Annotated in this window: 24 protein-coding genes; 12 read left to right on the forward strand and 12 right to left on the reverse strand. The window is 49.7% G+C overall.

Annotated elements, in window-relative coordinates:
* Window position 1: 1 nt before the first annotated feature.
* On the reverse strand, window positions 2-472 hold the full coding sequence (locus GY634_RS06090; protein WP_166407656.1) for a (2Fe-2S)-binding protein: 471 nt from the start codon (window positions 470-472) through the stop codon (window positions 2-4).
* A 221-nt stretch (window positions 473-693) separates the two neighbouring features.
* Here GY634_RS06090 and GY634_RS06095 point away from each other — a divergent pair, with 221 nt between their 5' ends.
* From GY634_RS06095 to GY634_RS06115, 5 genes are all read left to right on the forward strand, one after another.
* On the forward strand, window positions 694-2,970 hold the full coding sequence (locus GY634_RS06095; RefSeq protein WP_166407657.1) for a xanthine dehydrogenase family protein molybdopterin-binding subunit: 2,277 nt from the start codon (window positions 694-696) through the stop codon (window positions 2,968-2,970).
* Window positions 2,967-3,797, forward strand: coding sequence for an alpha/beta fold hydrolase (locus tag GY634_RS06100; protein WP_166407658.1), 831 nt, complete (start codon window positions 2,967-2,969; stop codon window positions 3,795-3,797). Before GY634_RS06095 ends, GY634_RS06100 begins: the two co-directional genes overlap by 4 nt.
* 12 nt (window positions 3,798-3,809) lie before the next feature.
* Window positions 3,810-4,856, forward strand: coding sequence for a 2,5-dihydroxypyridine 5,6-dioxygenase NicX family protein (locus GY634_RS06105; RefSeq protein WP_166407659.1), 1,047 nt, complete (start codon window positions 3,810-3,812; stop codon window positions 4,854-4,856).
* Complete coding sequence (locus tag GY634_RS06110) at window positions 4,849-5,463, forward strand: isochorismatase family protein (protein ID WP_166407660.1); 615 nt, start codon at window positions 4,849-4,851, stop codon at window positions 5,461-5,463. The genes GY634_RS06105 and GY634_RS06110 overlap by 8 nt, the downstream gene beginning before the upstream one ends.
* A gap of 148 nt (window positions 5,464-5,611) precedes the next feature.
* Window positions 5,612-6,502, forward strand: a complete 891-nt coding sequence (locus GY634_RS06115; RefSeq protein ID WP_166407661.1) for a DMT family transporter — start codon at window positions 5,612-5,614, stop codon at window positions 6,500-6,502.
* A 73-nt stretch (window positions 6,503-6,575) separates the two neighbouring features.
* On the opposite strand, the gene GY634_RS06120 is transcribed toward GY634_RS06115, so the two are convergent.
* Window positions 6,576-7,889, reverse strand: a complete 1,314-nt coding sequence (locus GY634_RS06120; RefSeq protein WP_166407662.1) for an MFS transporter — start codon at window positions 7,887-7,889, stop codon at window positions 6,576-6,578.
* A 67-nt stretch (window positions 7,890-7,956) separates the two neighbouring features.
* Window positions 7,957-9,108, reverse strand: a complete 1,152-nt coding sequence (locus tag GY634_RS06125) for an FAD-dependent monooxygenase (protein ID WP_166407663.1) — start codon at window positions 9,106-9,108, stop codon at window positions 7,957-7,959.
* 215 nt (window positions 9,109-9,323) lie between these two features.
* On the opposite strand from GY634_RS06125, the gene GY634_RS06130 reads away from it, so the two are divergent.
* On the forward strand, window positions 9,324-9,794 hold the full coding sequence (locus GY634_RS06130) for a MarR family winged helix-turn-helix transcriptional regulator (protein WP_166407664.1): 471 nt from the start codon (window positions 9,324-9,326) through the stop codon (window positions 9,792-9,794).
* A 146-nt stretch (window positions 9,795-9,940) separates the two neighbouring features.
* Window positions 9,941-10,417, forward strand: coding sequence for a bacterioferritin (gene bfr / locus GY634_RS06135; protein ID WP_166407665.1), 477 nt, complete (start codon window positions 9,941-9,943; stop codon window positions 10,415-10,417).
* Between the two features lie 79 nt (window positions 10,418-10,496).
* On the opposite strand, the gene GY634_RS06140 is transcribed toward bfr, so the two are convergent.
* From GY634_RS06140 to GY634_RS06150, 3 genes are all read right to left on the reverse strand, one after another.
* Window positions 10,497-11,252 carry a class I SAM-dependent methyltransferase gene (locus GY634_RS06140; RefSeq protein ID WP_166407666.1) on the reverse strand — a complete coding sequence of 252 codons (756 nt, stop codon included), beginning with the start codon at window positions 11,250-11,252 and terminating at the stop codon, window positions 10,497-10,499.
* A 97-nt stretch (window positions 11,253-11,349) separates the two neighbouring features.
* Entirely contained in the window at window positions 11,350-12,489 is a 1,140-nt protein-coding gene (locus GY634_RS06145; protein WP_166407667.1) for an acyl-CoA dehydrogenase family protein, read from the reverse strand.
* A gap of 166 nt (window positions 12,490-12,655) precedes the next feature.
* The gene (locus GY634_RS06150; RefSeq protein ID WP_166407668.1) at window positions 12,656-13,351 is read right to left on the reverse strand and encodes a tellurite resistance TerB family protein; all 696 of its coding nucleotides are present in this window, start codon (window positions 13,349-13,351) and stop codon (window positions 12,656-12,658) included.
* A 173-nt stretch (window positions 13,352-13,524) separates the two neighbouring features.
* Between GY634_RS06150 and GY634_RS06155 the strand changes: the two genes are divergently transcribed.
* A complete protein-coding gene (locus GY634_RS06155; RefSeq protein WP_166407669.1) occupies window positions 13,525-14,274 on the forward strand; it encodes an SDR family oxidoreductase in 750 nt (249 codons plus the stop codon).
* 54 nt (window positions 14,275-14,328) lie between these two features.
* On the opposite strand, the gene GY634_RS06160 is transcribed toward GY634_RS06155, so the two are convergent.
* The 5 genes from GY634_RS06160 to GY634_RS06180 all read right to left on the reverse strand — a co-directional run bounded on the left by GY634_RS06160 (window position 14,329) and on the right by GY634_RS06180 (window position 19,153).
* On the reverse strand, window positions 14,329-15,342 hold the full coding sequence (locus GY634_RS06160) for a proline racemase family protein (protein WP_166407670.1): 1,014 nt from the start codon (window positions 15,340-15,342) through the stop codon (window positions 14,329-14,331).
* 26 nt (window positions 15,343-15,368) lie between these two features.
* The gene (locus GY634_RS06165; protein ID WP_166407671.1) at window positions 15,369-16,157 is read right to left on the reverse strand and encodes an ABC transporter permease; all 789 of its coding nucleotides are present in this window, start codon (window positions 16,155-16,157) and stop codon (window positions 15,369-15,371) included.
* The gene (locus GY634_RS06170) at window positions 16,157-16,987 is read right to left on the reverse strand and encodes an ABC transporter permease (RefSeq protein WP_166407672.1); all 831 of its coding nucleotides are present in this window, start codon (window positions 16,985-16,987) and stop codon (window positions 16,157-16,159) included. The genes GY634_RS06165 and GY634_RS06170 overlap by 1 nt, the downstream gene beginning before the upstream one ends.
* 3 nt (window positions 16,988-16,990) lie before the next feature.
* Entirely contained in the window at window positions 16,991-18,025 is a 1,035-nt protein-coding gene (locus GY634_RS06175; RefSeq protein ID WP_166407673.1) for an ABC transporter ATP-binding protein, read from the reverse strand.
* 99 nt (window positions 18,026-18,124) lie between these two features.
* Window positions 18,125-19,153 (reverse strand): ABC transporter substrate-binding protein, encoded by a 1,029-nt coding sequence (locus GY634_RS06180; RefSeq protein ID WP_166407674.1) that lies wholly within the window; start codon window positions 19,151-19,153, stop codon window positions 18,125-18,127.
* A gap of 115 nt (window positions 19,154-19,268) precedes the next feature.
* On the opposite strand from GY634_RS06180, the gene GY634_RS06185 reads away from it, so the two are divergent.
* A complete protein-coding gene (locus GY634_RS06185) occupies window positions 19,269-20,279 on the forward strand; it encodes a GlxA family transcriptional regulator (RefSeq protein WP_166407675.1) in 1,011 nt (336 codons plus the stop codon).
* Between the two features lie 139 nt (window positions 20,280-20,418).
* Here GY634_RS06185 and GY634_RS06190 read toward each other — a convergent pair whose 3' ends face one another.
* Window positions 20,419-21,189 carry a class I SAM-dependent methyltransferase gene (locus GY634_RS06190; RefSeq protein WP_166407676.1) on the reverse strand — a complete coding sequence of 257 codons (771 nt, stop codon included), beginning with the start codon at window positions 21,187-21,189 and terminating at the stop codon, window positions 20,419-20,421.
* Window positions 21,190-21,390: 201 nt separating this feature from the next.
* Between GY634_RS06190 and GY634_RS06195 the strand changes: the two genes are divergently transcribed.
* The 3 genes from GY634_RS06195 (at window position 21,391) to modD (ending at window position 23,259) form a co-directional block, all read left to right on the forward strand.
* Window positions 21,391-21,732 carry a two pore domain potassium channel family protein gene (locus GY634_RS06195; protein WP_166407677.1) on the forward strand — a complete coding sequence of 114 codons (342 nt, stop codon included), beginning with the start codon at window positions 21,391-21,393 and terminating at the stop codon, window positions 21,730-21,732.
* A 153-nt stretch (window positions 21,733-21,885) separates the two neighbouring features.
* Window positions 21,886-22,242, forward strand: a complete 357-nt coding sequence (locus GY634_RS06200; RefSeq protein ID WP_166407678.1) for a DUF6693 family protein — start codon at window positions 21,886-21,888, stop codon at window positions 22,240-22,242.
* 153 nt (window positions 22,243-22,395) lie between these two features.
* Window positions 22,396-23,259 carry a ModD protein gene (gene modD, locus GY634_RS06205; protein ID WP_166407679.1) on the forward strand — a complete coding sequence of 288 codons (864 nt, stop codon included), beginning with the start codon at window positions 22,396-22,398 and terminating at the stop codon, window positions 23,257-23,259.
* Window positions 23,260-23,272: the final 13 nt, after the last annotated feature.

The following is a 23,272-nucleotide window of genomic DNA, read 5'->3' on the forward strand; positions in this document are numbered from 1 at the left end:
CCTACACCGCCTGAGCGGCTGCACGTGCTGCCGCTAAAATTTCCATATGCGTGCCACAACGACAAAGATTGTGACGCAACTCGTTGCGTATTTCTTCTTCCGTAGGGTGCGCATTGCGCAGTAATAGCGCTTGCACTGTCATGATCATGCCATTCATGCAGTAACCACACTGGGCAGCCTGATGATCAATAAACGCTTGTTGCACCTTGTTGGGCTCACCATCGGGCGCTAAACCCTCAAGTGTAGTAATGGCATAGTCTTTCACCGCTGCACACGTCACCACACAAGAGCGTGCCGCCACACCATCTACCAGCACCGTACAGGCCCCACACTCACCTAAACCACAACCAAATTTTGGACTTTTAAAACCAAGATCATTACGCAATACGTATAGCAACGGTGTGTCAGGGCTGACCTGTACCTCCCGCTCTTGATTATTTACCCTTAACCGCATTGAAACCGGACTAGACATTCGCACACCAAAAAAGTCTATACGCTCTAAAAAAACCGTAAACTATAAAATTGCTTAAAATATAAACAATCTAGTGGCGCATGGATACTTAATGCAGATAAGGGTTTATACCTAAAATAATTTTTATAGACACCACAACCCAAAGTTTTCCCTATAATCAATATCAAGCGTATACGCTCTAATTTACAGATATGAGCACAGTTTCAATTGTAGGATCCCTCATGCTTGAGCACTCCCCTCGGCTTCTGCAGCAACATCTACTCAACAGCCAAGATTGTTTGTTGATTTTGCGCGCGCCCAGCTTGCCGCCACAACCCGTTGCCGGCCAACCCGGAGTGATCTCAACGTACTTACAAGAGCACGACGATATTTTTGTCGCCATCACCTCTGAACACATTTATGCCTTTAACGGGCATGTGGATCTAGGCACCGGCATTCAAACAGCCCTAGGCCAAATTGTGGCCGACGAGCTAGATATACAAACCACCCAACTACGCATGGTGCTAGGTCATACCGAGGCCTCGCCCAATCAAGGCCCTACTATTGCTAGCGCCTCTATACAGATTTCGGCCATCCCCTTACGTAAAGCAGCAGCACAAGCTAAACAATTACTGCTGCAGCACCAAGCAACCGCTTGGCACGTAGATGCACAGCAATTGCAGGTTAAAAATGGCCACATCCTAGGCCCCAATGGTTTGGAGGTGTCATATCAGGACGCCGTTAAAGGCATACAGCTACACGCCTATTTGGACATGGATACCACCACCAAACCGCGCGAGCTGCTTACTATAGTCGGCACCTCATCACCGCGCGTGGATATCCCTAAAAAAGCAGTGGGTCAGTTTACCTACGTGCATGACGTAGAAGTACCCAACATGTGGCACGCACGCGTTATACGTCCACCTTATGCCGGTCGGGACAGCGGTGACTTTATCGGCCATAGCCTGGTGTCTGTAGACGCTACCTCGGTTCAACACATTAGCCCTACCATACAGGTCGTTGCTGAAGGTGACTTTGTAGCAGTGGTAGCAGAACGAGAAGAGCACGCCATTCAAGCTGCCCGCATGATAAAGGTGAACTGGCGCGATATTCCTGCCCTGCCCTCATTAGAGAACGTAAGCAGCGCACTAAAAGCGAATCCACAAACGGCTCGCCTCTTAAAAGACACCACCCACGAACATACAGACCCCGCCCCTACCGGCAGCATCACGCTTAGTAATGAGTACGTATGGCCATTTCAGTTGCATGCCTCTATTGGCCCTTCGTGTGCTGTGGCCGAATTTACCCCGCAACTGTCGCGCATTTGGTCTGGCACCCAAAACCCGCACATGCTGCGCACACAACTAGCCGAACTGTTTGAACTAGAAGAAGGCAGCATAGAAATTATCCGACACGAAGCGTCGGGCTGCTATGGCCGAAACTGTGCGGATGACGTGTGTGCAGATGCCTTGCTGATCTCTAAGCTCATCAACAAACCTGTACGTGTACAACTGAGCCGCGAACAAGAACACGCCTGGGAACCAAAGGGTGCTGCACAACTGATGCTCAATACGGCATCCGTTAGCCCAGACGGCGAGCTACTGCATTATGGCTTCGCCACACACTACCCATCTAATGACGCACCCTTACTCGCTGCATTACTCATAGGGAAAACAGCCGCCAACCCGCGTACGCTACAAATGGGAGACCGCACTGCCGTCCCACCCTACCATTACCCTAGCCAACATATTGTGTGCAATGACATGCCACCTATTGTGCGGGCCTCGTGGCTGCGTGGCGTGTCTGCTCTCCCCAATAGTTTTGCGCATGACTGCATGGTGGACGAATTAGCGAGCGCCGTAGGCCACGATCAAGTCGCCTTTAGGCTGAAGCATTTGCATAACGACACCCGCGCTCAAGAACTATTGTCTAGCATTGCCGAGAAAGCCCAATGGGTACCCTTTGCACAAGGCTCACGCGGGCACGCCGATAACGACGGTTGGATGCACGGCCGTGGTGTGGCATACGCCCGCTACATACACAGTAAATTCCCCGGGTTTGGAGCAGCGTGGTCAGCATGGGTACTAGACCTGAAGGTACATGCCACCAGCGGGAAAATTGTGATCAAACACATTGTAGTTGGGCAAGACACTGGGCAAATGGTGAACCCCGCCGGTGTACAGCATCAACTGCACGGCAACATTATTCAATCGCTTAGCCGCAGCCTATTTGAGTCAGTGCGCTTTGATGAAAAAGGTGTCACCACCTTGGAATGGGGCTCATACCCCATTCTGAAATTCACCGATTTACCACCCATAGACATTGTTCTGATGGATAGGCAAAACGATGACCCTTTAGGGGCTGGCGAATCTGGCTCATTACCGTGCGCACCCGCTATCGCGAACGCACTTTTTGACGCTACCAATATACGTTTTTACGAGGCGCCTTTCACGGCACAGCGCGTCAGCCAGCGCCTGCAGTCATCACTTATAAATTCTAGAGGAGCAATTACGCAATGAGCACCTATCTCTATGGCGGCAACGTGCACGCCAACGGCATACGTCAACACTACTTACGCTACGGCAACCCCAGCGATGCCGCACAACAGCAGCGTGAAGCCATCATTATTATTCCCGGCATTACCAGCCCAGCCGTAACCTGGGGGTTTGTCGCCGAGCGTTTTGGCCAATACTTTGACACCTACGTACTAGACGTGCGCGGTCGTGGCTTAAGCTCTGCCGAAGACGGCCTAGACTACGGCCTTACAGCCCAAGCCGAGGATGTGATCGCTTTTGCTAACGCGCTAGGGCTGAAAAAATACAGCCTAGTAGGACACTCTATGGGTGGGCGCATTGGCGCACGCGCTGCTGCGCTTCATCCCGATGCTGTCACACGCTTGGTCATGGTAGACCCCCCCGTATCCGGGCCAGACCGTCGCCCATACCCCGCCAAACTACCATGGTATGTAGATTCCATGGCAATGGCCCGCAAAGGCTGCAACGCTGATGACATGCGCGCCTTCTGCCCCACATGGACAGAAGAGCAGTTGCAATTGCGTGCCCAGTGGCTGCACACCTGCAACGAAAGCGCCATCATCCAAAGTTTTAACGACTTCCAAAACGATGACGTACACGCCAACTTTGCTGCACTAACCTTGCCCACCATGCTGATGATTGCAGAGCGCGGCGATGTTGTACGCCCCGAGGACGCCGAGGAAATCCAAGGCCTGATCAAAAACCTAACCATTAGCCACGTTGCTAACGCAGGCCACATGATTCCTTGGGACAACGAGGAAGGCTTTTACCAAGCCTTTGGTGACTTCTTGGGTACCGCCCTTAACCCTTAACAGAGACTCAACATGGCCGTAAGTGATTACCAACTGATTAATGCTTGGCTAGAAGTCTTAACGCTATCCAAGCTAGAGAAAAACCAAGTCGTTACGATTTTGACCAGTAACTCCACCAACGAACAAACCATGCGGTGCGCCACCATTGCTGCACAGTTGAAAGGCGCAATTGTGAACCGCCTTGATTTGCCACCAGTCAATGCTGAAAAAGCGCTGAGCCGAGATTCGTTGTCGTACTTGGGCACAACGCCCATTACCAACAACCCTGCTGCCATCGCCAACCTTAAAGCCAGCGACTTGGTGCTGGATTTGATGACGCTGTTGTTCTCTCCCGAGCAAGGCGAAATTCTAGAGGCTGGCACCAAAATCTTGTTGGCGGTGGAACCGCCTGAGATTTTGGTACGTACCGTACCTAGCGCTCAAGACCGCACCCGCGTGCTCAAAGCTGCTAAGTTGATTGAACAAGCCAAATCCATGCGCGTTACCTCGCCCGGCGGCACAAACTTGTACTGCCCTATTGGCGACTTCCCTGCGATTAGCGAATACGGCTTTGTGGACGAACCCGGTCGTTGGGACCACTGGCCTAGCGGTTTCGTGCTGACCTGGCCTAATGAAGGTGGCGCCTCAGGCACCATCGTGATCGACAAAGGCGACATTCTGCTACCACAGAAAAGATACGCCACTGAAGCCATTACGCTAACGGTAGAAAACGGCTATGCCACCAAAATCGAAGGTGGCATAGATGCTGAGCTATTGCATGAATACATGCTTAGCTTTAACGACCCCGAAGGCTTTGCTATTTCGCACATAGGCTGGGGGCTACAGCCTCGCGCCCACTGGTCTACGCTAGATCTGTACGACAAAGAGCAAACCATAGGCATGGATGCCCGTGCGTTTGAGGGTAACTTCTTGTTCTCATTAGGCCCTAATAATGAAGCAGGCGGTGACCGCACAACGGCCTGCCACATTGATATACCTTTGCGTCGCTGCGATGTTTACCTAGACGACCTTTGTGTAGTCAAAGCCGGCAAAGTACAAGACGGAGAATCCCATGAGTAGTAATGATGTATACGCCAAACAAGGCTTTGGTGCCACGCTAGAACCTGTAGCACCTTTTGGTTTATTGATTATCGACTTAGTAAACGGCTTTGCTGACCCCGAGGTATTTGGTGGCGGGAATATCCCTCAAGCCATCGAAAAAACCCAAGAGCTGTTAGCCATTGCACGCGAGAAAAACTGGCCAGTTGCCCACACTCGTATCGTGTTTGCTGACGATCAATCTGACAACAACATCTTCAGCATCAAAGTACCCAGTATGTTGACCTTGTTAGAAGATGCCGAGATCAGCCATATTGTTCCTGAGCTTACGCCCGTAGCCGGTGAGTTAGTCGTACGCAAAACCGTACCCTCTGCCTTCTTTGGCACATCACTGGCCGCATGGCTAACCCAACGCGGCGTGCAAACCCTGGTCGTTGCTGGTGCGGTTACCAGCGGTTGCGTACGCGCTTCGGTAGTCGATGCGATGCAGTTAGGCTTTAGACCCTTGGTGGTATCAGATTGCGTAGGCGACCGCGCCATTGATCCGCACAACGCCAATCTGTTCGACATGAAGCAGAAATACGCTTACGTGGCTACCTTAGAAGAAACCAAAGCCTTGCTGGATTAAACTCCACACTGCTAGGTTAGGCATACAAGAAGCCCAGAGCACTGACTCTGGGCTTCTTGTTTTCCAATGCAACAACACCTTCTTTGTGCTGTGCTCCCTATTTTCTAAATTCCTTATACACTGTGCACCCCTACACAACGAGATATGAATGATAGACAACACGCGTGGCACCATAGAGATGACTGCAGCAATGGTGATTTCCGGTACCATCTGCTGGTTCGTCGTACTATCGGGGCGCCCAGTAACCGAAGTTGTATTCTGGCGCTGCTTATTTGCCATCGCCATATTGCTGCCGGTCTGTGCGGCCATGGGGCTACTGCGACGCGAACACGCCACCAACAAACAATTACTACTTGCTGCACTGGGTGGCGTCGCTATTGTCATTAACTGGCTCTTACTGTTCGCCGCCTACTCTCGCTCGTCCATTTCCATTGCCACAGCGGTTTACAACACACAGCCATTCATGTTGGTAGGGCTAGGTGCGCTACTGCTACGAGAAGAGCTCACACGTTCTAAAGTAGGTTGGCTACTGCTTTCCTTTGCTGGCGTACTGCTGATCGTTTTGGCTAAACCCGATACCTCCGCCAGCGGCAACAGTTATCTAATTGGGATTTTGATGTCTCTGGGCGCAGCATTCTGCTATGCGGTGGCCGCACTCATCACCAAAAAACTTAAAGGCATGCCACACCACCTTATCGCCCTAGTACAAGTGCTAGTGGGAACACTACTGCTGCTACCCGTTGTACTAGGCAATCAAGACGCCATTGCTCCCGCCAGCTGGACCTTTTTGATTACCTTAGGTGTCGTACATACAGGATTAATGTATATCTTGCTCTATAGCGCCATACAACGATTACCCACTTCGCTAACTGGTGCCCTGTCGTTCATTTATCCAGCAGTCGCCTTTCTGGTGGACGCCTTGGCTTTTGGGCACCGATTGCACCCCCTGCAGATTCTTGGCATCACAGCCATCTTACTTGCTGCTGCAGCAATGGTCTTGGGATGGAAATGGCCACTCATTGCCACACGCAGACAATGAAGCCCGTATCAATGCCAATAAAAAAGCCCAGAGTGATTACTCTGGGCTTTTTTTACAGCGTAGTTCCACACTATTAACGGTTCACCACTTTCGCAGGAAAGACTAGCGCTAACAAACCACTACCCACCAAACACACCGAGAAGAACCACAGTGCTGCATGGCTAGTACCGGTTAGGTCAGTCGCCACACCAATTAAGGAGTTACTGACTAGACCAGCGATATTTGCCAACGAACACGCCAGTGCAAACCCGGTTGCGGCAGCGGTACCTTTAAGGAAGGTTGCAGGCACACTAAAGAATACCGGCACAGCCCCTAACAACACACCCGATGCAATAGTAAACATCAGCACCGTTAAGATCAGGTTGTCGGCCACAAAGGTACTGGTTGCCAAGGCAGCCGCCCCCACCAACAACGGAATACATAAGTGCCAGCGTCGCTCACGATGACGGTCTGAACTTGCACCAATCGCCAGCATACCAATCACCCCAGCAATGCTAGGAATGGCCGACAACAAGCCAATATGGAAGGTATCCACCACTCCGGTGTTACGAATGAAAGTGGGCATCCAGAAGCCAATCGCATAGGCCCCTAACAAAATAGAGAAGTCGATGGCACCCAGCATCCAAATCTTGATGTTAAAGAACCCATCTTTAAAGCTGGTTTTAATGCCTTTGCCTTCGTTATCATCGTTTTCCAAATCTTTTCGCAGCAGCTCTTTTTCCTCTGCGGTGAGCCACTTAGCTTTGTCGTAATGATTAGGCAGCGCCCAAAATGTCAGAAAACCCAACAAAATACTAGGTACCGCTTCAATCATGAACAGCCACTGCCAACCACGGAAGTCATACAGCCCATCAAAATGGCTCATAATCCAACCTGAAATTGGGCCACCAATCACGCTAGATAAGGGCAAACCTATCATGAACAACGCGATAATTTTCCCGCGTCGGTAAGTAGGAAACCATGTAGTCAGGTAGTACAGCACACCAGGCAAAAAGCCTGCCTCTGCCGCCCCCAACAAAAATCGAATGGTATAGAACTGCGCTGGCGTGCTCACCAACATCGTCATGCCCGACAACACACCCCACGAGATCATGATGCGAGCAATCCATACTCGCGCTCCCACTTTCTCGAGGGCTAAGTTACTGGGCACCTCGAAAAGGATATACCCCACAAAAAACAGCCCTGCACCCAAGCCATAAACCGTTTCACTAAATTGCAAGTCTTCCAGCATCTGCAATTTAGCAAAACCCACGTTGATCCTATCCAGATACGCAGCTAAATAACAAAAACATAAAAATGGAATGAGCTTCCACGTTATTTTTTTATAAAGGTCATTGTTATTGTTATCGATGGTTTTCGTAAAAACCGTAGCAGTTTCTGTGTGCATTATTTGTCCCCTAATGCTGCTAAATCATGAACGCATTCCCTATTAGGGAATGCGTATGTTTTTTTTATTAAGCTTGTAAATCTGCCACTTTCAGTGGGTCAGCGTACACATCGTAGCCATACACCCAAGCTGGATCCTCCTGCTGCAGCAAGAATGTATTGCCGTTAGAAACTGCCTGTACTTTGGTGGCGCGCTCTTTACGTGTACCCTCGTATAACGAGAATGCAGTGGCGTAATCGTCCACGCCGGTTTCTTCCAAACACCTCGCCAAGATAGCGGCATCTTCAATCGCCATACACGCACCTTGTGCCATGTGAGGGCGCATAGGGTGACACGCATCGCCCAACATCACCAAACGCCCACGACTCCACAACGGCAAGGGGTTGCGGTTCAGCAAAGGCCATTTAGTAATATTTTCGGTAGAACGAATGAGGTTTTGCACCGTAGAGTGATAGCCATCAAACGCCTGTAGCATTTCCTCTTGGCTGCTATCCACAAACGGCCCTTTGAAATCCCATGCCTCGTGCGGCACGCCGGTCACGAAGTAGTACTCATCACGCTTACCGGTGGTGTAGTACACCATCATGTGGCTGTCTGGACGCCACCACTTCACACAAGGCTCAAACTCGTCGGCAAACTTGCGCAAGCTTTCACCACGGATCAGGGCACGGTGTGCCACCCAACCACTGTAAGTGGGCACTTCCACACCCAACAAAGTTTCGCGCACTTTAGAGTGAATACCATCAGCACCAATCACCAAGTCGGCATGCACCTCGGTACCGTCTTTAAACACCAGACGTACATAACCGTCTTCTTCGTGCAATGACTCCAAACGCTTACCGTAGTGCACCGAGCCTGGCTTCAAGCTATTGATCTGCAACTCGTGCATATCACCGCGATGAATGGTGATATAGGATGCTCCGTATTCTTTCTTAGCAAACTCACCCAGCGGGATACGCGCCAAATAGTCGCCACTTACCCCATCGCGACTAAACCAGAAGTCAGGGTGTGAACCCATGTCTTCCAATTGCTTCTCTAAGCCAATTTTTCTGAAAATTCGCATGGCATTGGGACCAATATGGATGCCTGCGCCCAAACGCGAAAACGCATCAGCTTGCTCAAAAAGCTCTACATCCAAACCCGCCTTCTGTAACAACGCCGCAGCGGCAGCGCCACCAATCCCCGCGCCCACAATTGCTATGCCAACTTTTTTAACCATTTGATATGTACTCCAATAACTGTCTATGCTTCAAACATCCACATTTAAAGTGTACACACTATTTATATTGATTTATATCAAATGATATTAGGGGTTTTCTCTAATAAAACCATCACCTTTATAGTGCACACGCTTTTTATGAGTTGTGTTAGCACGCCCCTTAGCAACGCGCTATACTTAGCTTCTGTCTCACTCAAACACATAAAAACATGCAGATGGCGGAAGAAAATCAGACTATAGATAGCAGTTCGGACTATGACGTTACTGAGCAAATCGGCCACTTGTTACGCCGTGCCACACAACGGCACACCGCTATTTTTCAGAACAATATCGGTGACCCTCAGTTAACTGCCATACAGTTCGTCACGCTTTGCGCGCTATACGATAAAGGGCCAAGCTCACAGATAGAGCTGGTAGAAGCCACTGCGGTAGACCAAGCCACCATCCGCGGCATTATCACTAGGCTAAAAGCCCGTGGGCTGGTGCAGTTGTCCACCAGCGACGACGACAAGCGCAAAGTGATTATTAGTTTGAGCGCCGACGGTCTAACACTGATTCAGTCCATCATTCCCAAAGCACAGCGTATTAGCCAACTGACTGTGGAACGACTTAACCCAGCCGAGCAGGTTGCTATCATTTATTTGCTGAAAAAAATGAGTGATGACAGCGGTGATGAGCCTAGTTAAGTCGCGCCACTAAGCATAAATAGTTTCCACACCTTTGTTTCTGATCAACGATTAGAAACACCTTACCCTGCCCATGTGTTTCCCCAAGGCTGCGGATCGCACTATACTTACGCCATAGTCTGATAATTCATCGTTTTGGAGCGTATATGCAAGGCCACCCGGAAATCATCGCATGTTTGAATGAGCTGTTGCGTGGCGAGCTAGCGGCTCGCGATCAGTATTTTGTGCACTCACGTCAATACGAGGATCAGGGTTACCTGAAACTCTACGAGCGCATCAATCATGAAATGGAAGAAGAGACACAGCATGCAGACGCTATCTTGCGCCGCATTCTGTTCTTAGGTGGCAAGGCCGATATGCGCCCTCACGAGTTCACACCTGGTGACACCGTTGAGCAAATGCTACAAAAAGACCTAGACACCGAATACAGTGTGCGCGACAACCTGAAAGCAGCCATGGCATTGTGCGAACGCTTAGGCGACTACAACAGCCGCGACATGCTGCTGGCGCAACTGCGTGACACCGAAGAAGACCACACCTACTGGCTGGAAAAACAGATCAACCTGATCAAACAAGTAGGGATGGCAAACTACCTGCAAGCCAAAATGGGTACAGAAATCTAAGTACCGTAGACTATGGCCGCGATGTTACGCAAGCCATAGTCCTAACACGTACCCTAAGGCCACACTGTGTAGTGTGGCCTTAGTTTTTTACCCCTTCCACACTAATTAACTCATCATTACTGTGGGGCGCACGACCATACTCATAGCCACCCGAGACCGCCACATTAGAAAAGCCAGCTAATTGCATGGCCATCTTAATTTCACTGGGGCTCCACCAACGTAAAGAGAACTCTTCCAGCTCTGTGCGTGCTAATTGCCCGTTTTCCCATAGTTCGTAACGATGCAACTCGGTGCTGACTTGATTCGCGTAATCAATAGATAGCGGTGTGCTCGCTAAGGTAACAAGGGCGTGATCACTGACCTGCCACTTACGCATAGACGGTTTGCTGTTAAAGATAGCTTGTGCCGCATCCAGATCTAGCATCAACCTACCGCCTTTATTGAGCTGCTGGTAAAAACGTGCCAATACCAACATCGCCACATTAAAAGAGTCTATAAGCTGAAAGGTGCCTGCCGGTATCACAATGGCATCAAAACGCTGCTCTGTTTGGAAGCTGGCGAAGTCTCCCACAACCAAGTCAGCTTTTACCTTGTGCTGTGCCAAGGCGGCATGAGCCACCTCTAACATATTGGGCGAGGCGTCATAGCCCACAACGGTTTTACCCGCTTTGAGCAATGGCACCAGGAAGCGCCCATTACCAACACCTGGCTCCAAAATCAGACCATGCACATCACGCAAACGATCTACGTAGTACTCCACATCGCCAAACGAAACGCCCACGGGTTTATCCACCTCATAGACCAGTGAGGACAACTGCCCATATTTATTTTTCATAGTATTTGATTACGCCTACATCTCATCTTTATATCGCTGGCGATACCGTAGCACCCCCTCTGTTTGCACACGATTATATCCTCAGCGACCCGCACCCTTATCTACCCTTGATCAGTGCCCTACCTATCAACATACGCTGTATGTCGTTAGCGCCTTCATAAATTTGAGAAACGCGTACATCTCGGTAGATACGCTCTACGGCATAGCTTTTGGTGTAGCCACTACCACCGTGAATTTGAATAGCATCAGAGCAGATCTTCTCTGCTGCTTCAGAGGCAAACACCTTGGCCATGGATGCCTCGGTCAAACAAGGCTTGCCAGCATCTTTAAGCTGCGCAGCACGCCACACCATTAAACGCGCTGCATCCAACTGTATCGCCATATCCGCTAAGCGAAAGTTCACAGCTTGGTGTTCAATAATAGGCTTACCAAAGGTCACGCGCTCTCGCGCATAGGCCGTAGCCGCGTCTAATGCAGCACGCGCCATCCCTACCGATTGAGCCGCAATGCCGATGCGGCCTTCTTCTAGATTGGATAGTGCAATCTTGTAGCCCTCACCCTCTTTGCCCACCAAAGCATCCAAGGGCACCCTGCAGTTTTCAAAAACGATTTGTGCGGTATCTGAGGCGTTTTGCCCCAACTTTTCTTCAATGCCAGATACGATATAGCCCGGCGTAGACGTAGGCACCAAAAAGCAAGAAATCCCCTTCTTACCCGCCGCTTTATCCGTTACAGCAAACACAATCGCCACATCGGCATTCTTGCCTGACGTAATAAATTGCTTGACCCCGTTCAGCACCCACGAATCGCCGTCTTTTACAGCAGTCGTTAATAACGCTGAAGCATCTGAACCAGCCTGAGGCTCTGTCAAACAAAAGCAACCTAGTTTCTCGCCGCTCGCCAAGGGGCGCAGCCATGTTTTCTTTTGCGCTGCTGAGCCGTACTTATAGGGTATGCCGCACACCAACGAATTCTGTACTGACACAATGGTAGAGGTGGAGCCATCCCCTGCCGCTATTTCTTCTAACACCAGCACTAAGGTCATGTAGTCCATGCCTGCACCGCCTTCTGCTTCGGGGATCGCTACCCCTAATGCCCCTAATGCTCCCAGCCCCTTTAAGGCTTCTGCGGGGAAGGTGCACTCCCTATCCCACTTTGCTGCAAAAGGCGTGATTTTCTGATGCACAAACTCACGAATAGAATCGCGGACCATCTCGTTTTCTGGCGTTAACAGCATAGTTCAACCTTTAATTTATTCAAAAGTAAAAACACTGCCCTGCTAATAGTGTGTGGTTAGTTAACAAAGTACCGCATCTAGCGGGTAGATACCACAGGTGATCGCACAAAAAAAGAGGACAAGAAGCTATCTTCTTGCCCTCCCGCAATCCGCTATGCGTTTGTCGTTACGCGGTCACTTGCAAAGCGGTTTGCTCCAAATGCTCTTTCAAACCTGGCTCTAGCTGCAGTTGCTTAGCCAGCTCATCTAAATAGGCTTTTTCCATAAACGTATCGGCTTCGGTTACTAACACACTCACCAAATACACCTCGGCCTTTTCCTCGGGGGTACTCGCCAGTTTGGCAATGGCCGCCGGGTCTGCTGGCCCTTCTAACTGCGCAGCCAACCATTTTTGCTCGGCCTCTACAGTAGGCAGCTTAGCAATTTCAGCATCCAACAAGCTTTGCTCTTCTTGATTGATATGGCCATCGGCTTTAGCCGCCGCAATCATGGCCGCCAACACCAAACGGCTTTGTTGTTCCATGACGGGTGCAGGCAATTGCTGAAATGCCGCTGGCGTAGTCGCCTGAGCGGTGGAATTCGCGACGGGTTGCCCACCCTTTTGCTTCCAATCACCATAGGCTTTGTATGCCAGCGCCCCCACTGCGGCCACTCCACCATACATAGCCACCTTACCACCCATTTTCCTAAATTTCTTGTTACCTAGCAGCAAGGCCAGCGCCCCGCCAGACAACGCACCACCTGCAAAGCTTTTCACAGAAAAAGGGTTGGACGACGTTGCTTCATTATTGGTCGTAGTCGCTGATTTGGTATATGTCTGAGCAGACTGCAGCAATTGCTGCAAGATATTCTGTAGCGACATAAGGCTTGTACTCCAAAAACAGTAGAAAGTAGTTGTTGGATAAGCATCTACGCAATTAGTTCAACATCAACAACCTTAAAACCCTAACTTCTTTACAGCAAAAACCACGCCTACAGACCCGCTGTAGTACGCTACGATAACGCTACCACACCAAACCAAAACAAGAGACAAGCATGCAAAACCGTCGTGAAGAAAGCATTATTGTGACAGGGGGTGCTCGTGGCATAGGAGCAGAAATCGTTAAGCTATGCTCACAAGCAGGCTATGACGTTTGCTTCACCTTTCAACAACAGCACGATGCTGCCCGTAGGTTGCTAGAACTCTGTCAGACACATACTGGGAAAGTCGTTGCCTTACAGGCCGACGTTAGTGACGCCAGCAAACGCGATGCCGTATTTGATGCCGCGAACAAGCTGTCACCCTTACGTGGTTTGGTGAATAATGCGGGCATCACCAGTGTGATCGGGCGCTTTGAACATGTAGAGGAAGCCACCATACGCCATGTGTTTGAGATTAACGTCATGGGCACAATGCTAATGAGCCAACACGCCATACGTTATTGGTTGCAGCACAATCAAGCCGGCAATATTGTTAACGTATCCTCCATCGCCGCAAAAACCGGCTCACCAAATGAGTACGTGCATTACGCAGCCTCCAAAGCTGCCGTAGAAAGCTTCACTGTTGGCCTAGCCAAAGAGGTCGCTGCCCAGCGCATTCGTGTAAATGCAGTGTCTCCTGGTATTACACGCACCGACATCCATGCGTTGTCGGGTGAGCCCGATAGAGCCACGCGCATTGCCAGAAAAATCCCTATGCAGCGTGCGGCTGAAGCTTCTGAAATCGCAGCTGCCGTCGCTTGGCTGCTATCGCCCGCGTCGTCTTACATGACAGGGGCCATCGTCCCTGTTGCTGGGGGCTTATAAAACAACTGCGCCGTACTTTATTAGTACGGCGCAGTGTGCTCTGCCAGTAACCTATTAGCGAACAATAAAGCCCGCAGCTACAGGATCATCACGGTTGATTTCCCAACGTGCCGTTCCCAATACGCTGGCAGTACCTTTCACAGTTGGGCGTACGGCTCGCTTACCGTTAAGGTCCACCTCACCCAACAAGCAACCTTCAAATGTGCCGCTACCCAGCAAGCCTTCGGAGCGTATGGGTTGATTCATACCCATTTTTCCACGCGCTTCAAACATGGCCATCATGGCGCTGGTGCCTGTGCCGCCAGGAGAGCGATCTAACTGTCCCGCACTAAACACGTGCACGTTTTTGTACATAGCACCTTCAATCGTAGGCTGATGCCAGAAGGTAATAAAGTTCAAATCCGTAATATGTGCTTGGGTTGGGTGCTGTATGGGGTACACCGCATTAATCTGCTGGCGTGCTAGCAAACCCATCTCAATAAGCTCACGGCCGTTATCGGGCGAAATACGCAGATCACTTTTGCACAAATCGATGATGCCAAAGTAGTTACCACCCCATACGATGTCTGCATGCAGCACGCCATATTTAGGCAGTTCAATTTTGATATCTTGTGCTTCTACATAGGCTGGCACGTTTTCAAACTTAGTATGCAATACCTTTGCACCGTCGCTGGTGACTTCAGCCACAACCAAACCGGCTGTAGTTTCAAAACGTATGGTTGTCACGCCACTGGGATGACGAGGCACCATGCCATGCGCCACCATTGCCATTGCCACAGCAATAGTGCCGTGACCACACATGTGCGAGTAAGTCTCACCGTCTATATAGATCAAACCAGCATCGTAATCAGGGCTGGATGGTGGTGTTAAAAACACCCCAAACATATCGTTGTGCCCACGAGGCTCACGCATTAATGCTTTGCGTACCCAGTCATAGTTCTGGGTAAGAAACTGCCTTTTCTCCAGAACGGTGGACTGCAAAGGATACGGAATGCCACTATGAATAATGCATAATGGCTCCCCTTCCGTATGCGTGTAAATTACATCAAATACATCTGTAGTTTGCATTCCAATCAATGCAGGCGCTGGCATAGTCATTTTTTATCACTCGCAAAAACATCCAAACCTATCGTTAAATCCAAAACCACAATAACAATCAACGATATAAATATTGTTATTGCTGAAACGGCGGAAATCATTGGGTCTACGGAGTACTGCACGTAGTTAAATAACTGCACAGGAGTGGTGTTCAACGACGCATTGGTATGGAACATGGACAGCTCCACGTTGATCCACGACGTAATGAAAGCGAAGAACGCACCCGACACAATGCCTGGTCGTATTAAAGGCAAGGTGATATATCTAAAAGTCATCCATGGTGTGGCTCCTAAGTCAGCCGAAGCCCGTTCCAACTGCAACTGACTGTCATCCAATAAGGCATACACAGCACGTATCACAAAGGGAGTCACGATCACCACATGCCCCACCAACAACGACCAAAATGTTTGCGAAAACCCTAGCTGAGACGTGAACTGCAACAACGCAGAACCTATGACCAAATAAGGCACAATCAACGGCGCATTAAACAAGCTCGCTAAAAAGTCTTTACCAAAGAAGGTCTCTCGGGCTGTGATCAGTGCAACAGATATGCCCAGAACAATGGCAATCACCGTGGCACAAAAGGCTAACCACGTACTCAAGATGAAGGCTTGTATATAGGCTTGGTCCTCGAACACTTTCACATACCATTGCAGGCTGATCCCTTCTGGCGGGAAACTTAAATAACTACTGGTGGTTAACGATGAACCTATGATCACCACCAGCGGCAAGATCAAAAACAAGATCACCAGAAAAGCAATTAATGACACTACGGTTCTAGCCATTACGCCCTCCCCCCTGTGGTACGCCCTAGACGATTTGCAAAAGCGACCAACACCAAGGTAGCCACCAGCAACACAATGCTGAGAGCGCCCCCATAATTAAAATTAAAGACAGTGCTGTACTGCTGGAAGATCAACATAGACAACAGCGTTACTCGACCACCCGATAACAGCGCTGGCGTCACATACGCACTGACTGACAAGGCAAAGACCATCATTGCCCCAGATGCCAAACCTGGTATGGTTTGCGGCAAGTTAATAAACCAAAAAGTCTGCATGGGGTTCGCACCCAAATCTCGCGATGCGTATTCCAAAGAACGGTCCATATTGCTGATAGACGCACCAACCGAAATCACCATAAAAGGCAATAGGATGTAGACCAAACCAATCAAAATCCCGGTTTCGGTGCCTAACAACCGCAGTGGCGTATCAATCAACCCTAGGTCTTGCAGTGTTTTATTTAAGAAACCATTTCTACCCAACAGCACCATCCAGCCAAATGAACGAACAATATTGCTGGTAAACAAAGGCACTAACAGCAAGATCACCAAGGCACGACGCCATGCTTGGCTAGGCACAAGCCGCACAATAAACCACGCCAAGGGATAACCCAGCAGCGCACAAATAATCGTGGTGTACAGCCCCAGCTTTACCGTGACCCAAATCACACTCCAGTGATACTGATCCAGCAAAATTTCGCCATAATGCACAAGGCTAAAACTGTCCTCAGCAGTCAAGCTAGACAGCAGCACCACAGCTAGTGGAAACAAAAAGAAGCATGCAAAAAACAGGATGGGTACAAAAAGCAGCTTGGCTAAACTTGAATGACGCATCTGTTAGCCCTCCAGCGGACATGCCTTGCTGACATTTATCTGTATAAAGACTGTCTGGCCACTCTGTAGATGCAAGGTGTTTGCCCCCATGCTTCTCACCGTCACCTCTAGCTCGCCTGCTCGCAAAAAGAACATGCTGTGGCTACCCAAATTAACGATCTCATTAACCTGAGCTGCTACCCCATCTTTGCTATCCAGACTGATGCTCACATCCTCTGGGCGTACTAACAGCAACTGAGTCTGGGCATTGGCTTGCGGTACAGGTTGATGCGTTGCGGTTAGCCAGCACTGCGCGTCGTGATGGTGCACGGGGAAAATATTGACGTCACCAATAAACTCACCAACAAAACGTGTAGCGGGCTGGCTATACACCTCGTCACCCGTACCGATTTGTTCGATGCTGCCTTGGTTCATCACCACAATGCGATCCGACATCGCCAATGCTTCTTCTTGGTCGTGCGTCACAAAAATGAAGGAGATTGCTAGTTTTTCCTGTAGTGCTTTTAGCTCCATCTGCATACGTTTACGCAACTTCAAATCCAACGCAGACAAGGGCTCATCCAACAGCAGCAGTTTGGGTTTATTCACAATAGCGCGAGCTAACGCCACACGCTGACGCTGCCCTCCCGAAAGCTCTGACGGCATACGCTCAGCAAACCCCTCTAAACCCACTAGCTCTAAGGCTTCTAGCGCTCGCTGCTTGGCCTCTGCGGCCGGCACACCGGTACGCTGTGGCCCATACATCACATTTTTCACAATGCTCATGTGCGGGAACAAGGCGTAACTCTGAAACACTGTATTTAACTGACGTCGGTGTGCAGGCAGATACGTAATATCGGTAGCGTCATACACAATGCGACCACTGTCTGGATGCAAAAAACCCGCAATCGTGGTGAGCAGAGTTGTCTTGCCACACCCACTTGGGCCTAACAACGTCAAAAACTCTCCAGGCATTACATCCAAATGAATGTCTCGTAACGCTCGATAATTGTTGGAATAGGTTTTGTTAATGCCTTGGATGGATAACAACGGCTTCATAGTTTGCTTACCTGCTTAGATGTTCAAACTGCACGAGTAGCCCGCCAGATGGGCTTATGCCCATCCGGATAACACGGTATCAAGAGTAAAAAGTGCGACTTAGCGACGACCTAATTCACGGTTCCACGTATCGGTCATCTCGGCACGGGCTTGGTTTACTGCCGTCCAATCCGATAGGTTCAGCGTATCCACGGAACCGTTTAGCCCCCACGGCATACGCTGTTGCAAGGTATCTGGTAGCTCTACGCCTTTCACTGCAGGGCCTAGGTACAGTTTTTCTGCTAAACATGCCGCAGCCGCTGGAGTCATAGCCGCGTTAATAAACTGCTGAGCAGCTTCTGGGTGTGGGGCATTTTTGATTTGGTGCACGCGAGCATCCGTCGCCCATACTCCCTCTTTGGGCACAGCAAAACCTATGGGCAGGCCTTTATCAGCTAAGTCCCATGCTCCCACGTTAAAGTGCGCCCCTATGACCGCTTCACCAGCCTGAAACGCATTGCTTGCTGCACCGGAGCTGTCGTAATACGAGGCCACATCCAGCTGTTTCAGTTTCGCCCACATAGGGCTCATATCTTGCGGCGTTGCGCCAAACATGTTTCCTAAGAACACCAAGAACGGAATACCCGATGAGTTCGCTGAGGATGGCAAGATGACAGCACCCGCGTATTGTTTATCCCATAGAGCCTCCCAACTCTCTGGGGCGTGCTGCACCTCACGTGTGTCGTAGGCTATACCTAATGAGTAATACCCAACGCTCACTGCAAAGGGCTGCCCATTAGCATGGTAAATAGCCTGCGGCTGCATAGCACTCATGTTCGGTAACGCTGTGCTATCCAACGGCGCTAGCAACCCCTCTGCTTCGGCTACCTCACTAATCCCACCATCCAAGAACACCACATCCAGTACCGGGCGTGCCGACTGCTGGCGCATTTTGGCCAAGCTGGTGGTGGAAGTACCAATTTCTGGAATCACACGAATACCGGTGGCTTGAGTAAACGGCTGAGCAATACACGCATCAAACGCCTCCCCCCAGTTACCGCCATACCAAGCCACACGCACTTCCTCGGCCTGAATACTTTGACTAAATAAGACTGCTCCCGCTAAGGCTGTGGCAAAACCTATTCTCATGGTTGTCTCCTATTATTTTCTTTTCATACTCACTATGATGGGAGCAAAGCTCAATTTAAAATTGAACAATAACGACAAAAAAATGAATTATTACGACACCCAAAAAGGAGCCTACATGGAGACAAACCTTGACGCTCACCCCACCCCGCTACGGGTGGGAATAGTCATTTTGGATCAGTTCACCCTTACGGCTTTTGCCGGTTTTCTGGATGTATTGCGCCTTGGCGGAGATTACGGTGGTCACAGCCGGCAAATACATGTGAAATGGGTGGTCATGAGCATGGACGGCAAAGACAGAAGGTCGAGTGCTGGCACCTTAATGACCGAGCTACACCCGTTAATAGAGCCCGAAAATTTTGACTACATCGCCATTTGTGGTGGCAACAGTTATATAGAGCGCTCACCCTCTACGCCACTACTGCAGTGGCTACAAGACGCTGCTGCCAAGCAAGTAAGCCTGCTGGGCATTTGTACGGGCACCTTTGCTCTGGCGCAAGCTGAGCTGATTGGGTCGTTACCTGTGTGCGTGCATTGGAACGTAGTAGATGAGTTCTCTAAACGCTTTCCCTCTGCCAGAACCAGCGTAGACAGTCTATTTATTGATGCAGGCAAGATTATTACCTGCGCTGGCTCTACCGCGGCAATAGACCTCGCCTTGCACATACTCAAGCAGCACTTTGGGCGCGAAAAAGCTCAACAGGTTTTGCGCCATATGATGTTGCACAACATACGACCAGCGCGACTGCCGCAAGCCCATTTCATCGCCAACTTGGACGGCATCAAAGATACGCGTATACACAAAGCCGTGCACTACATTGAACAGCGCATCGACGATAGGTTACGCGTGCAAGATATAGCCTCACACATAGGAATGAGTGTGCGGCAATTAGAGCGACTTTTTAAACAAGAACTCAACACCAGTCCCACCCGCTTTTATCAAAAGATGCGTGTGGAATATGGTAAATGGTGGCTGATGAATACCTCTGATAGCATCACGCAAATTGCCCTAAATTGCGGTTTTGCTGATACATCGCACTTTTCCAGAGAGTTCAAATTACACTTTAAGGTCAACCCTCAAAGCATACGCCAACACGCTACCACACACGCTGGCCCCTCTATGTTGTAGTGCTTTAGCGTATGCGTAGTTATCCCCACAAACTGTGCATAAGGTTGGGGATTGCTTTATAACAGCTTCGCCCAACCCAGTAACTACGCGCATCTGGGGTTGCAAGAGCAATTTTTATACACTTCCCCAAACACCCGTTTCAGGCTACACCACGACAGCAAAACAAACCGGTGATCATAGTGAAGCTGCCTTCGTCTTCGTAATGCAATGCCTCATGCACTTGCTTAGGAGCCACGTTCTGTAATGCACGTATAGCCTGTACATTAAGTTCTGGCGTACGCATGCGTTCTACCCAACTGCTGAACTCCAATCGTACTGGCCATGCTTGTGTGCCTTCGATGGTGAAACCCGCATCCGCCAACATACGTTGCCACTCTGTTTCAGCGTAGTCACGCACATGGGAGGTATCACGCAGTAATTCAATGGTTTGAAAGTGTGTATCGACCAAGGGGTTTTCATAGCCCAGCACGTCAATCACCAACAATACACCGCCCGGTTTCAATACCCGGCGCGCTTCTGACAATGCTGCTGGTACATCGCCCCAATGGTGAGCACTATAGCGTGTTGCTACCACATCAAACGAAGCATCCGCTAAAGGCAGGCTTTCCACCATAGTCTGCACGGTTTCTATATGCGAAAAACCGCGCTGTGCAGCGGCTTTTTCTACCACCTCTAGCATGCCAGGCGAGGCATCGGCAGCTACCACTTTAGCCAAAGCAGGAGCCAAGGCAAAACTTAAATGCCCTGCCCCACAGCCTAAATCCAACCCCACACCAGTAGGCGCTATATGCTGCGCCACATAGTCACCGGCAGCCTTCAAGTCGTCGCCTTGAGCATGTACAGCACTGCTTAAGTAAGCATTGGCTTGTGAGTCAAATTGGCTGTTCACGGATTCATTATGGGTGCGCATGTCGTTCTCCAGTTAAAGAAGCTCTACCCTAACAGGTCTATAAACCAGTACAAGACCATTGCTCATACTGGTATAAAAAACACCCGTAAGACAGATAGCATTACGACGGCGCTTTGCCCTAAAAACCTCATCCACACATTCTCTCTACACTGCGGGGTACACTCTCGCTGATCAGGCTGTAGATTTATGGGAGAGACTGACATGTATGAAAAAAAAGGAAGCCCTCTTTTAACCCGAGGCGACTTTCTCAAACGCATGCTCTGGCACACGCTTGCCGCATTAGCATTAATTATGCTGGTGTTTTTATTTGGCGTATTGGGCCAAGTCGCCGTTGAAGACATTTCACTGCATGATGCATTTTTAAACACGGCACTGTTGCTGGGTGGCATAGGCACACACAGCATGCCTCAAAGCATTGCCGGCAAACTTTTTATTGCCACCTATGGCTTTGTAACGGGCTTGCTATTCATTGCCTCTATAGGCGTGATCTTGGCCCCCGTAGCACACCGAATCATGCACAAATTTCACTTGGATGAAGACTGAATTTCTACCTATTTGATGGCAGGCGCATCCTCACACGACCATGTCCATTAACAATTAGTAATACATGCATCCTTACCCCTAGTGCGAATTTGGCTATATTCCCTCTAGCTTTGAATATCCATTCACCCATATTTGCGCATAGGGAAATTAAGCATGTCTACATCATTTACGAATCTGCAATTAAAGTCTGAGCTTACTATTGCAGAAATTATTGGCCACGGCATTATTTGGATACTGCTCAGTATTGTCACTTTTGGCTTAGCGCTATTTGTGTTTCCGTATTACATGCAGAAATTCATCATCAGCCAAACTTATGCGTATGACCAGCAAGGCCAACGTGTAGGTAGACTGGTGTGCACCATAGACTTGGCCAGCATCATTGGCAATATTGTGTTGTGGGCCATTATTAGTGTGCTAACCCTAGGCTTGGGTTACTTGATTTTCATGTACAAAATCAATGCACACTGCATGAGCCATACCAAAATCATTGGCGTAAACGACGTACTCTAAACACGCAGTAGAAACCTTTTAACCGCCCACTACGGGCGGTTTTTTCATGCCTGTGACATATCATCCCACCCCTCTAGCGCTGAGCTTCCCTTTTATTCATAGCGCTGTCTACAATACCTTATAGCGTTAATTTTTCTGCTGAGGTCGCCTACGATGAACCATGCCCATGTATTTTTTGAAACGTCGATTCTGGAAGACTGGCTTAAAGAGGACATAGGCTACCTAGACCTTACTAGCACCCTACTGCATATAGGCAATCAGTCTGCACGCATTACATGGCGTACTCGCGGCGCGACGGTCAGCGCCTGCACCGAGGAGGTCGTGAGACTACTGCACACGCGCCAGGTTAGCGCTATAGAGCACCTACCTAGTGGACAGCACGCCAACGACGGCCAAGCCTTAGTCACCGCAGAAGGCCCTGCACAAGCATTATTAGACGTATGGAAAGTAGGCCAAAACCTACTGGAGTACGCCTGTTCTGTCGCGACGCGTACCCATCAACTCGTAGAAACCGTCAAACACCTTAACCCTAATGTAGGCATACTCACTACCCGCAAACACCCGCCCGGTTTACGTCGTATTGCGATTAAATCCACTATGGCTGGTGGTGCGTGGCCGCATCGATTAGGGTTATCAGAAACCATTTTGGTCTTTCCTCAGCACCGTGCGCTTTTGGCTGAAAATGGTTGGGCCGTGGTCAAAGAAAAACTCAAGCTCAATGCCAACGGTTTGGCAGAGAAAAAAGTAGTGATAGAAGCTGCCACACTGGAAGAAGCCTTACTCGCCGTTGACGCAGGCGCTGACGTTATACAGTTTGATAAAGTTGCCCCAGCCCACTTGCAAGAGTGGTGCGCGACCTTACGTCAGCAATTTCCCGCACTAAAACTGCTGGCTGCTGGGGGTATCACTACAGACAACGCCGCAAACTACGCGAATTGTGGTGTTGATGGTTTAGTCACCAGCAGCCTGTACTACGGCCCACCTGCGGATATTAGTGTAGTTGTTGAACGCCTGTAGACTGGCACCAAGG

The organism is Paenalcaligenes suwonensis, from assembly GCF_011290505.1.
GTDB classification, from domain to species: domain Bacteria; phylum Pseudomonadota; class Gammaproteobacteria; order Burkholderiales; family Burkholderiaceae_B; genus Paenalcaligenes; species Paenalcaligenes suwonensis.

What these genes read in the sequence shown, in the direction of transcription:
- GY634_RS06090 (WP_166407656.1), bottom strand. Translation starts at nt 472, where the DNA reads ATGTCTAGTCCGGTTTCAATGCGGTTAAGGGTAAATAATCAAGAGCGG.
- GY634_RS06095 (WP_166407657.1), top strand. Translation starts at nt 694, where the DNA reads ATGCTTGAGCACTCCCCTCGGCTTCTGCAGCAACATCTACTCAACAGC.
- GY634_RS06100 (WP_166407658.1), top strand. Translation starts at nt 2,967, where the DNA reads ATGAGCACCTATCTCTATGGCGGCAACGTGCACGCCAACGGCATACGT.
- GY634_RS06105 (WP_166407659.1), top strand. Translation starts at nt 3,810, where the DNA reads ATGGCCGTAAGTGATTACCAACTGATTAATGCTTGGCTAGAAGTCTTA.
- GY634_RS06110 (WP_166407660.1), top strand. Translation starts at nt 4,849, where the DNA reads ATGAGTAGTAATGATGTATACGCCAAACAAGGCTTTGGTGCCACGCTA.
- GY634_RS06115 (WP_166407661.1), top strand. Translation starts at nt 5,612, where the DNA reads ATGATAGACAACACGCGTGGCACCATAGAGATGACTGCAGCAATGGTG.
- GY634_RS06120 (WP_166407662.1), bottom strand. Translation starts at nt 7,889, where the DNA reads ATGCACACAGAAACTGCTACGGTTTTTACGAAAACCATCGATAACAAT.
- GY634_RS06125 (WP_166407663.1), bottom strand. Translation starts at nt 9,108, where the DNA reads ATGGTTAAAAAAGTTGGCATAGCAATTGTGGGCGCGGGGATTGGTGGC.
- GY634_RS06130 (WP_166407664.1), top strand. Translation starts at nt 9,324, where the DNA reads ATGGCGGAAGAAAATCAGACTATAGATAGCAGTTCGGACTATGACGTT.
- bfr (WP_166407665.1), top strand. Translation starts at nt 9,941, where the DNA reads ATGCAAGGCCACCCGGAAATCATCGCATGTTTGAATGAGCTGTTGCGT.
- GY634_RS06140 (WP_166407666.1), bottom strand. Translation starts at nt 11,252, where the DNA reads ATGAAAAATAAATATGGGCAGTTGTCCTCACTGGTCTATGAGGTGGAT.
- GY634_RS06145 (WP_166407667.1), bottom strand. Translation starts at nt 12,489, where the DNA reads ATGCTGTTAACGCCAGAAAACGAGATGGTCCGCGATTCTATTCGTGAG.
- GY634_RS06150 (WP_166407668.1), bottom strand. Translation starts at nt 13,351, where the DNA reads ATGTCGCTACAGAATATCTTGCAGCAATTGCTGCAGTCTGCTCAGACA.
- GY634_RS06155 (WP_166407669.1), top strand. Translation starts at nt 13,525, where the DNA reads ATGCAAAACCGTCGTGAAGAAAGCATTATTGTGACAGGGGGTGCTCGT.
- GY634_RS06160 (WP_166407670.1), bottom strand. Translation starts at nt 15,342, where the DNA reads ATGCAAACTACAGATGTATTTGATGTAATTTACACGCATACGGAAGGG.
- GY634_RS06165 (WP_166407671.1), bottom strand. Translation starts at nt 16,157, where the DNA reads ATGGCTAGAACCGTAGTGTCATTAATTGCTTTTCTGGTGATCTTGTTT.
- GY634_RS06170 (WP_166407672.1), bottom strand. Translation starts at nt 16,987, where the DNA reads ATGCGTCATTCAAGTTTAGCCAAGCTGCTTTTTGTACCCATCCTGTTT.
- GY634_RS06175 (WP_166407673.1), bottom strand. Translation starts at nt 18,025, where the DNA reads ATGAAGCCGTTGTTATCCATCCAAGGCATTAACAAAACCTATTCCAAC.
- GY634_RS06180 (WP_166407674.1), bottom strand. Translation starts at nt 19,153, where the DNA reads ATGAGAATAGGTTTTGCCACAGCCTTAGCGGGAGCAGTCTTATTTAGT.
- GY634_RS06185 (WP_166407675.1), top strand. Translation starts at nt 19,269, where the DNA reads ATGGAGACAAACCTTGACGCTCACCCCACCCCGCTACGGGTGGGAATA.
- GY634_RS06190 (WP_166407676.1), bottom strand. Translation starts at nt 21,189, where the DNA reads ATGCGCACCCATAATGAATCCGTGAACAGCCAATTTGACTCACAAGCC.
- GY634_RS06195 (WP_166407677.1), top strand. Translation starts at nt 21,391, where the DNA reads ATGTATGAAAAAAAAGGAAGCCCTCTTTTAACCCGAGGCGACTTTCTC.
- GY634_RS06200 (WP_166407678.1), top strand. Translation starts at nt 21,886, where the DNA reads ATGTCTACATCATTTACGAATCTGCAATTAAAGTCTGAGCTTACTATT.
- modD (WP_166407679.1), top strand. Translation starts at nt 22,396, where the DNA reads ATGAACCATGCCCATGTATTTTTTGAAACGTCGATTCTGGAAGACTGG.